9 protein-coding genes are annotated in these 8,343 nt (G+C 61.3%); 5 read left to right on the top strand and 4 right to left on the bottom strand.

The window, feature by feature from the left end; translation table 11 throughout:
- Positions 1–330 precede the first annotated feature (330 nt).
- Positions 331–1,497, bottom strand: a complete 1,167-nt coding sequence (locus VJX68_RS15800) for an acyl-CoA dehydrogenase family protein (RefSeq protein WP_324096679.1) — start codon at positions 1,495–1,497, stop codon at positions 331–333.
- A gap of 110 nt (positions 1,498–1,607) precedes the next feature.
- On the opposite strand from VJX68_RS15800, the gene VJX68_RS15795 reads away from it, so the two are divergent.
- From VJX68_RS15795 to VJX68_RS15775, 5 genes are all read left to right on the top strand, one after another.
- Positions 1,608–2,387 (top strand): 2-keto-4-pentenoate hydratase, encoded by a 780-nt coding sequence (locus tag VJX68_RS15795; RefSeq protein ID WP_324096678.1) that lies wholly within the window; start codon positions 1,608–1,610, stop codon positions 2,385–2,387.
- Between the two features lie 39 nt (positions 2,388–2,426).
- The gene (locus VJX68_RS15790) at positions 2,427–2,792 is read left to right on the top strand and encodes a Rieske 2Fe-2S domain-containing protein (protein WP_324096677.1); all 366 of its coding nucleotides are present in this window, start codon (positions 2,427–2,429) and stop codon (positions 2,790–2,792) included.
- Positions 2,746–3,279 carry an aromatic ring-hydroxylating oxygenase subunit alpha gene (locus VJX68_RS15785; RefSeq protein WP_324096676.1) on the top strand — a complete coding sequence of 178 codons (534 nt, stop codon included), beginning with the start codon at positions 2,746–2,748 and terminating at the stop codon, positions 3,277–3,279. The genes VJX68_RS15790 and VJX68_RS15785 overlap by 47 nt, the downstream gene beginning before the upstream one ends.
- Positions 3,257–3,637: an SRPBCC family protein gene (locus VJX68_RS15780; RefSeq protein ID WP_324096675.1), complete on the top strand. Its 381-nt coding sequence runs from the start codon at positions 3,257–3,259 to the stop codon at positions 3,635–3,637. Before VJX68_RS15785 ends, VJX68_RS15780 begins: the two co-directional genes overlap by 23 nt.
- Before the next feature lie 68 nt (positions 3,638–3,705).
- Complete coding sequence (locus tag VJX68_RS15775; RefSeq protein WP_349255927.1) at positions 3,706–4,533, top strand: alpha/beta fold hydrolase; 828 nt, start codon at positions 3,706–3,708, stop codon at positions 4,531–4,533.
- Positions 4,534–5,043: 510 nt separating this feature from the next.
- Here the strand turns inward: VJX68_RS15775 and VJX68_RS15770 are convergent.
- From VJX68_RS15770 to VJX68_RS15760, 3 genes are all read right to left on the bottom strand, one after another.
- The gene (locus VJX68_RS15770) at positions 5,044–6,063 is read right to left on the bottom strand and encodes a ferredoxin--NADP reductase (RefSeq protein ID WP_324096673.1); all 1,020 of its coding nucleotides are present in this window, start codon (positions 6,061–6,063) and stop codon (positions 5,044–5,046) included.
- A 5-nt stretch (positions 6,064–6,068) separates the two neighbouring features.
- Positions 6,069–6,806 carry an SDR family oxidoreductase gene (locus tag VJX68_RS15765; protein WP_324096672.1) on the bottom strand — a complete coding sequence of 246 codons (738 nt, stop codon included), beginning with the start codon at positions 6,804–6,806 and terminating at the stop codon, positions 6,069–6,071.
- A gap of 23 nt (positions 6,807–6,829) precedes the next feature.
- Positions 6,830–8,343: FAD-binding protein (locus VJX68_RS15760; protein WP_324096671.1), on the bottom strand; the 1,514-nt coding region annotated here is incomplete at its 5' end.

The raw sequence follows: 8,343 nt of genomic DNA, 5'->3' as shown, positions 1-8,343 counted from the left end.
CATCCTCGGCCGGCAGCGTGCGCGAGCGCAGCCTATCCCGCAGCTCCCTGCGCTCACTCGGCGTCAAGCAAAACTCTCCTGCAAGCATGCCTCATGATACAAGAATCCGATACCAATGTCACCGTTACAGGCCACTAGTATAACCAAAGCGACGTATATTTCCGGCAGGCTAACGATCCGCCCATCGAAGTGCCCGGCAAGCGAGGCGGAAGGTGTCTGGCGCGCCATCTTGTCCGCGCGGCGCTAGCTCTGTTCCAAAGATAGTTGGTCCGAACTACAGCCACCCGTCCGAGTTTGGCGAAGTGAATCGTATGTAGCTGAAAGATTGGATCATAGCACCACCTCCGGCTTGGTCGTGCCGAGCAGGACTCCGCCCACTGCTCGAGCAAGCGGGTCGGGAACCAGGTACGCGTGCGCCATGGCACCCTGCACGTCCTGAAAGCGGCGCTGCAGTGGATGATCGAGGAAGATCGCGCGGCCCGTCGCGGCACGGAAGAGATCGCCGATAGTCTCAGCGACAATCTCGCAACCGCGATTCATGTTCCAGCGGATTTGGGCGCGCTGGCTCATCGAGGCAGCCTCGCGTGCCTCGGCCATCTGCCACAGCTCGGTCGCGTCGGCGCGCATCTTTGCGATCGTCACATCGATCGCCCAGATAGCTTCCGCGAGACGGCGCTGACTGAGCGAGTCGTCCGCGGCTTTGAGGCCGAACCCAAGCTTGCGGTCTTTTGTCAGATCGATCCATGTATCGACGAAGCCGCGGGCCGAGCCCAAAACCGACGCGGCGAGCGCCATGTTGAACACGACCGACCAGGGCAAGCGGTACAAAGGCCCGTCGTTGAGTCCCTGCCCCGGTAGCGGACGGTTCATCGCGTAGTCGAGGTGAGACTGGGTTCGATAGTCAGGAACGAAGGTATCTTCGACCACGATGTCTTTGCTACCAGTGCCTTTAAGGCCCGCAACGTGCCAGTTATCGTCGATGCGATACTGCTCACGCATTAGAAGGAATGATCGGAAGTCGGGTACCTTTGCGCCGCCGATATCCTCGACGCCGGCGACAGCGCCAAGGTTCACTCCTTTGCAGTGATCGCAGCCCGACGAGAACGACCATCGTCCAGAGACCTTATAGCCGCCTGCGACCTTCTCGGCTTTGCCGGTAGGATTGAAAGACGACGAATGCATCGTCGCAGGATCCTCGCCCCACATCTCGCGCTGAGCCCTCTCGCTGAACAGTGCGAGTTGCCACGGGTGGACGCCTATGACACCCGCGACCCATCCGGCCGACGGTGACGCGCGCGAGATCTCGATCGTCGCGTCGATGTACTCGACCATATTGACTTCGCCGCCGCCCCATCGCGCGGGCTGCAAGCATCGCAGGAAGCCGACGTCGAGCAGGTGGTTCCACGTGGAGTCGCTGAGCCTCCTTAGCTGGTCGTCTCCGGTTGCGGCCTCAGTAAATTGCGGCGCCAGCAGTTTGGCTTTCTCGACCAGTTCCATCGTGATACTCCCTTGGCGTGAACTCGCTTGCCGGTTTCGACTGACGCAATAACGCTTATTGTTGCGAGCATCAACTGGTTCTTCGTCACCTTCGCGAAGGGGCCAACGAGATGGATGACGGACGCCTCAAGGAAATTGCCGATCGCCTGATGAGCGCGGCGCAGACCCGCAGAGGAATCGCTCCGCCGGCGGCGGAGGCAAACCTCTCTGCCGTCGACGCGTATCGAATACAGATGATCAACGTCGAGCGCAGCGTCGCCGCGGGACGCCGGGTCGTCGGCCGCAAGGTGGGTCTGACAAGTCTCGCGATGCAGAAAATGCTGGGCGTCACCGAACCCGACTTTGGCCATCTGTTCGACGACATGATCCTGGCGAGCGACGATAAGTGCGAGCGCAGTTCGCTTTTGCTGCCGCGCGTCGAGCCGGAGATCGCATTCGTCCTGTCGCGCGAACTTCGCGGCCCGGGCATCAGGCGCGACGATGTGATCGCGGCGACTGGCTATGTGACGCCAGCCATCGAGATAATCGATACGCGCATTCGCGATTGGAACATCACGCTTGCGGATACGATCGCCGACAACGCCTCGTCGGCTCGAGTCGTGCTCGGCAAGGAGAAAACATCACCGACGGCCTACTACCTCGCGAGCGTTACGATGACGCTCGAAAAGAACGGAACCCAAGTCGAGCAAGGCGTCGGCGCCGCCGTGCTGGGGCATCCGGCGGAACCGGTCGCATGGCTCGCCAACAAGCTCGCGGAGTTTGGACAAACCGTGGCCGCCGGCAGTATCGTCATGCCGGGCGCGTTGTGCCGCGCAATTGACGTGGCTGCCGGCGATTTAATCACGGCGCGGTTCGGACCGTTGGGCGCGGTCAGCGTCAGGTTCGTCTGATGGAGTCAAGGCCAAACCAGAGTTGGGGAGAAAACCTACATGAGTCGCGCAACGTCGGAAGATCACTCAGGTTCCGCATACGACCTGGCAACGCCGGAAGCAGACCTTGATCTGGTCGCTGTCGGCAAAGGCACGCGCGGCGGTGAGTTGCTGCGACGCTACTGGCATCCAATAGCGGTAGTCAATGAGGTCAAGGATGTACCAGTGTCAGTGCGCGTGCTCGGTGAGGATTTGATCCTGTTCAAAACACCGCGCGGCGAGTTCGGCCTCGTCTATCCACGATGCTGTCATCGCGGCACCACCTTGTACAACGGCAAGATCGAAGACCGCGGCATCCGATGTTGCTATCACGGATGGTTTGTTCGGCATCGATGGCAAGTGCCTCGATCAGCCGTGCGAGCCTAACGGTGGCGACAAGCGCGATTACTATCGGCAGCCGTGGTACCCGGTCCAGGAACGTTACGGACTGGTCTTCGCTTACATGGGGCCGACGAATCGCAAACCGATTTTAGCGCGATACGAGGCGCTCGAAGTTCTTCAGCCCGGCGAATGGATCGAGGCTGACGGCAGGAGTCTGGGATCGGGCGGCGACGTGATCGCTCCATGCAACTGGTTTCAGCATTGGGAGAACGTGATGGACCCCTATCACGTCGCGATCCTTCATTCGGCGTTCAGCGGAATCCAATTTGTTCCGGAGATGGCGGTGATGCCCGAAGTCTCCTTCGAGCACTCCGCCCTTGGCATCACCAGCACACAGGTCAGACTCATTGACGGGAAAGTTTTCCGCCGCGTCACCGAAGTGGCCATGCCGACGCTGCGGGTGGTTCCGAATCCGTGGGCGCCCGAGTTCAATCGCCCAGTCGAATCCATTGGCTGGACCTCCCATCGATGACACGCACTACCGAATCTTTACCGCGGGCCGCGCGTCGGAATCCGGACCTCTGTACTACCCACCGAAAGGTTTTCGGAGTTCGAACCGGCGATGGCAGGACATGACCGACGAAGAGCGCCAGCGTGCGCCCGGCGATTGGGAAGCGCAGGTGGGACAGGGACCGATCACCTTCCATTCGGAGGAACACCTGGCCTCGTCGGATCGCGGCATAGCTATGTTGCGGCATTTTTTTCGCAAGCAGATCGAGATGGTCAAGGACGGTGGCAATCCGGCGGGAGTATTTTTCGACGAGCGCGACGCTCTGATCGCATTCAAGGCCGGCAATTATCTGGAAGAGCCATCGCGAGCCTCGGCTTGAGCGGTAGCTAGTCTGATCGGACGTTGCATGACCGCCGCCGGGTCGCGACGATTCGCGCCGAGGATTCGATGACCGCTGGCGCCACTCCAATTCCCGAAGGCAAGTACGCCGTGACAGACGGCGGGCTGTCGATCCACTATCACGAAGCCGGAAGCGGCGAGCCGATCGTGTTCCTTCACGGCAGCGGGCCCGGCGCAAGCGGCTATAGCAACTTCAAGGGTAACTATCCTGTATTCGCGGCGAGTGGCTATCGCGCGATCGTGCCGGATCTGCCCGGCTTTGGTCTGTCCTCAAAGCCGGACACCAACTACGTGCTGGATTTCTTCGTCGAAGCCGCGCATGGGCTGGTCAGCAAGCTGGGCCTAGAGCGATGCACGCTGCTCGGCAACTCGTTGGGCGGCGCGATCGCACTCAAGTACACACTCGATCATCCGAACATTGTTAGCAGGCTGATTCTGATGGCGCCCGGTGGACTCGAAGAGCTTCCCGCCTATCTGCAGATGGAAGGCATTCGGAAAATGATCGAAGTCTTCTCGGCGGGCCCGATGGACACCGAGTCGATGCGCCGTTTGCTGACTCTGCAACTGCACGACCCTTCGCACATCACGGCGGAGCTGCTCGCCGAACGCGTTGGCGTATGCGCGACGCAACCTCGCACAGTGCTATCGACGATGCGCGTGCCCAACCTGGCCGAACGGCTCGGTGAAATCCGCTGCCCAGTGCTGGGCTTCTGGGGGATCAACGATCGTTTCAATCCCGTCGGCGGCGCGATGAAGATCCTCGAGCGATGCCAACAGGCGCGCTTCGTGATGCTGAATCGATGCGGTCACTGGGTGATGGTCGAGCACCGCGAGCTGTTCAATCGCACCTGCCTGGACTTCCTCCGCAACGGCTAGCCCTTGGCCCACTAGATGCGATTGTCCCGTCTACTCGCTGAGCGGGGCGCCGGAGTATCAGAGGAAGCCTCGCCACGGATGGCGTTGAGCACAAAAAGCAGGTCCTGCACGGAGTGGAATTCTCCGAGGAGCGCGGTGCGTGCGAGCAATGCCATCTCGTGATCGGTGATTTGGTGGTCCTCTCGTAGCGATTTCTCCTCGCAGAATAGACGCCACATCTCGCGTCTGGATGGCCTCGAGGAACCACTGGTGCTCTGAAAGGTGCTAATCTCTGCCATAGCAGCCCTCCTGTATGTCAAAATGTAGCATTTTTATACGTCATTGACCAGAGGTTTTAACATTAAAATGAGAGATTAGACATAATAAGAAACGTTTCTAAGAGTAACGATAATTCTAGCAGCGAATATTAGGCTATTAGATGCTAATGGATGTAGATTTGTCTTAAGTAAGTCTGAGCGAGGCAGACAATAGTGCGGAGCCTTTTTAGGCTGTCGGTTAAGCCTTGTCGCTTCAGTCTGGAAACCGCACCCGGACAATTGTGCTGTCGGCTATCGCCTGGCACGCCAGTATCCATCTTTGCTTCAGGTCGTTCTTGTCCAACACCTGGTTGTGGCGCAGATGGACCTCGCCCGCTTCGAGCGTGCACATGCAAGAGCCGCACGCGCCGCTCTGACATGAATGCGGCGCCTTCAATCCGGCGCGCAGCATCGCCTCGAGGATCGGTTCGCCGCGCGAGCAGCTCAGCTCGTGATGCACCCCGTCGAGCTCGACTTCGAGCTGAATTTTTCCAGTGGCACCCTGCTCCACGATGGGCGCCGCGTCTTCCTCGTCGGGCAGCGAGACGAAACGCTCGACATGAATTCGCGACGGCGCGGCATTGAGCCCGCGCAACGCTTCGAGCGCACAGTCCATGAACGCCTCGGGACCGCATACGTAACAGTCCGCGGGGATCCAGAGTTGCGAGAGTTCCGCGAGCCGCGCGATCGTCGGCAAACCGTGAACCGTGTCAAGCAAGTGAATCACCTGGAGCCGAGCCGGATGCTGATTTTGCAGCGCGTCCAGTTGGTCGCGATAAATCACCGAATCCTCGTCGCGGTTCGCATATATAAGGTGAAGGCGGCCGCGGCCCGCGATCAGCGCGGACTTAATGATCGAGAAGATCGGCGTGATACCGCTGCCGCCAGCGAAGAACAGAAAGTCGTCGTCGAGCGAGTGCGGCGTAAAGTGGCCGGCTGGCGGCTTAACTTCGATCGCGTCGCCCGCCTGGATTCGATCGCATAGCCAGTTGGACGCGCGGCCTTGCGCGACGCGCTTGACCGTGACGCGCGGCGGCTCATCGACCAGTGGGCAGCTCGCGAGCGAATAGCATCGCAGCAGATGCCGCCCGTCATGTGCGATACGCAGAGTTAGGAACTGGCCCGGCCGATAGCGGAACGCATCCGCGCACTCCGCCGGAATTTCGAAAACGATGGACTTCGCGTCTGCGGTTTCGTCGATCACCTCGAGGACGCGCAGCGAGTGGTAAGACATAAGTCTCAATGCGCGTTGGTGATCCGCAGCTGCGCACCGCTGATGAAGCGCGACTCGTCGGAAATCAGAAACAGCACCAGGTTCGCCACGTCTTTGGGATCGCAGAAGCGCGACGCCGGATCGGCGTCGTAGCCGACGCGTGCTGGATTGGGATTGCCCAGCAGCGGCAACGTCATAGGCGTCAGCACGCCGTCGGGATGGATCGAATTGCAGCGAATCCGGTAGCCGCAGCTCCTGCAGTGTACGGCGACGCTGTGGGTGAGCGCCGCCACCGAGCCCTTCGAGCCGCTGTACGACACCGCGAACGGCAGGCCTTCCGCCGCGACCGACGACATGTTGACGATCGAGCCGCCGCCGCTCGACTTCATCGCGGCGACGCCGTACTTGCAGCCGAGAAAATAGCCGTCGGCGTTGACACGGTGGAGCCTCTGCCATTGCTCGAGCGTCGCGTCTTCGATCGATCCCATGACGAGGACGCCGGCATTGTTGACGAGCCCGTCGAGCCGGCCAAATCGCTCGTGCGTCGCAGCCATCACGGCCTTCCAGTTGTCCTCGCTCGAGATGTCGTGGCGCACGAACATCGCAGCGTCGCCGATCTCTCGCGCGAGTGAGCGGCCGCCATCCTCATCGAGGTCGGTGACTACAACGCGAGCGCCCTCGCCGGCGAGCAAGAGCGCATCCTGCTTGCCGATACCGCTGGCGCCGCCTGTGACGATTACAACTTTTCCATTAACGCGTCCCATGCTTTTGCTTTCTGTCGCGGACTCTAGACCATCGCTTTAACTTTCTGTGCGCTTCGTATTATCGACGCGGCGGAGCGGCCGGCGCGCCTTCCCGACCAGATGCAATCCGCGAGCGCGAGCCCGCTGACGTAATGATTCGATGCGATCCCGACCGCTGTCCGGCCAGCGGCGTAGAGGCCGGACACCGTGCCGCCGCCCGCGGTTCTTACTGCCCCATCGGTCTCGTCAACCAGCAGGCCGCCGAGCGTGAGTGCGGCGCAGGGAAATACGCGCTTGTCGATCGAGATGTCGAGTGCGTATAGCGGCGGCGCTTCGAGTGGGTGCAGCAAGTCGCGCGACTTGCCCATCGGATCGTCGCCGCTGTGCGCGGCTCGGTTGTAGGTGTCCCAGCTTTGACGCATCGCGGTAGCGTCGGCGCCGATGCGATGCGCGAGATCCTCGATCGAGTTGGCACGCTTCGCGCCGGCATAAGTGAGGACGAGCGCGGGCACGCTCTGAAATCCCCACAGCTTGCCGGATAGCGCTTCCTTGACGGCGTCGCGGCGGATCGTCGAATCAATCACCAGCCACGCCTTGCCGCCGTGACTCTCGCACATTTCGTAGCCGAGCTTCGCGCCGTAAACTTCCTCGTTGCAGAAGCGCGCGCCGCTGGCATCGACAATCATGCCGCGGGCCCACGCGAGCGGAGGATTGATGAAGCGCCACGCAGACACGCGCTCCAGCCGCGCGGATTCTCCACCGACCGATTGGCCGAGACGGATACCGCTGCCGTCGCATCCTGATGTGCCGAGGCGGAAGTTGCGCAAGTACTTCGGGGCGTGGCGCGCTACCATTTCGCGGTTGAAGATGAAGCCGCCGGTGCTAAGCACGACTCCTGCGCGCGCGCGGACCATCAACCGCCGAGCTTCAGCGAGTTCTACTCCGAGCGCGCGGCGGCGCAGCATGTCCGAGATTCCCGGGGCGGGGTAGTACATTCGCTCGGCCCAGCGGCTTAGTCGTCGATGGCGCTTAGCAGCGCGGCTGTCTTTTTCGAATTGCCAGATCTCTGCGCCGAGGACAGCGCCACTTTTGTTGTCGAGGACCAGGCGCCGCACCGAGGATTGGGTCATCACGCGGGCGCCGGCGGCGTGCACGCTCTTGCGCAATGCCCGGAATAGCATCGCGCCTGACAGGCCCGCGCCTTTGACGCGATGGCCGCGCGGGGCGGGCGCATGTTTGCCCGCATACTCCTTAACGGTTTCGTTGCCGGAGAAATAAAGGTAGTAGCCGTCGGCCGGGTACGAGGTCTTGCACGGCGGCACGGTGGAATCGAACTCGACGCCATGCGCCTCGAGCCATTCGATCATCTCGACGCTGCGATCGCAGAAATCGCGCAGCGTCGCGCGGTCAACTGCATCGCCGACTTCCTTGCACAGATATTCGTACATCGCTTCGGGCGAGTCGTCGTAGCCGGCGGTCTTTTGAAATCGCGTGCCGCCGCCCGCATACACGACGCCGCCACTCTTGGCGCTCGCGCCGCCGCCGCCGAACCGGTCTG

It is taken from the genome of Binatus sp. (SeqCode) (genome assembly GCF_035272065.1).
Taxonomy (GTDB): Bacteria; Desulfobacterota; Binatia; order Binatales; family Binataceae; genus Binatus.
This window is presented reverse-complemented; position numbering and strand designations above follow the sequence as displayed.

What these genes read in the sequence shown, in the direction of transcription:
- VJX68_RS15800 (WP_324096679.1), bottom strand. Translation starts at nt 1,497, where the DNA reads ATGGAACTGGTCGAGAAAGCCAAACTGCTGGCGCCGCAATTTACTGAG.
- VJX68_RS15790 (WP_324096677.1), top strand. Translation starts at nt 2,427, where the DNA reads ATGAGTCGCGCAACGTCGGAAGATCACTCAGGTTCCGCATACGACCTG.
- VJX68_RS15770 (WP_324096673.1), bottom strand. Translation starts at nt 6,063, where the DNA reads ATGTCTTACCACTCGCTGCGCGTCCTCGAGGTGATCGACGAAACCGCA.
- VJX68_RS15765 (WP_324096672.1), bottom strand. Translation starts at nt 6,806, where the DNA reads ATGGGACGCGTTAATGGAAAAGTTGTAATCGTCACAGGCGGCGCCAGC.
- VJX68_RS15795 (WP_324096678.1), top strand. Translation starts at nt 1,608, where the DNA reads ATGGATGACGGACGCCTCAAGGAAATTGCCGATCGCCTGATGAGCGCG.
- VJX68_RS15775 (WP_349255927.1), top strand. Translation starts at nt 3,706, where the DNA reads ATGACCGCTGGCGCCACTCCAATTCCCGAAGGCAAGTACGCCGTGACA.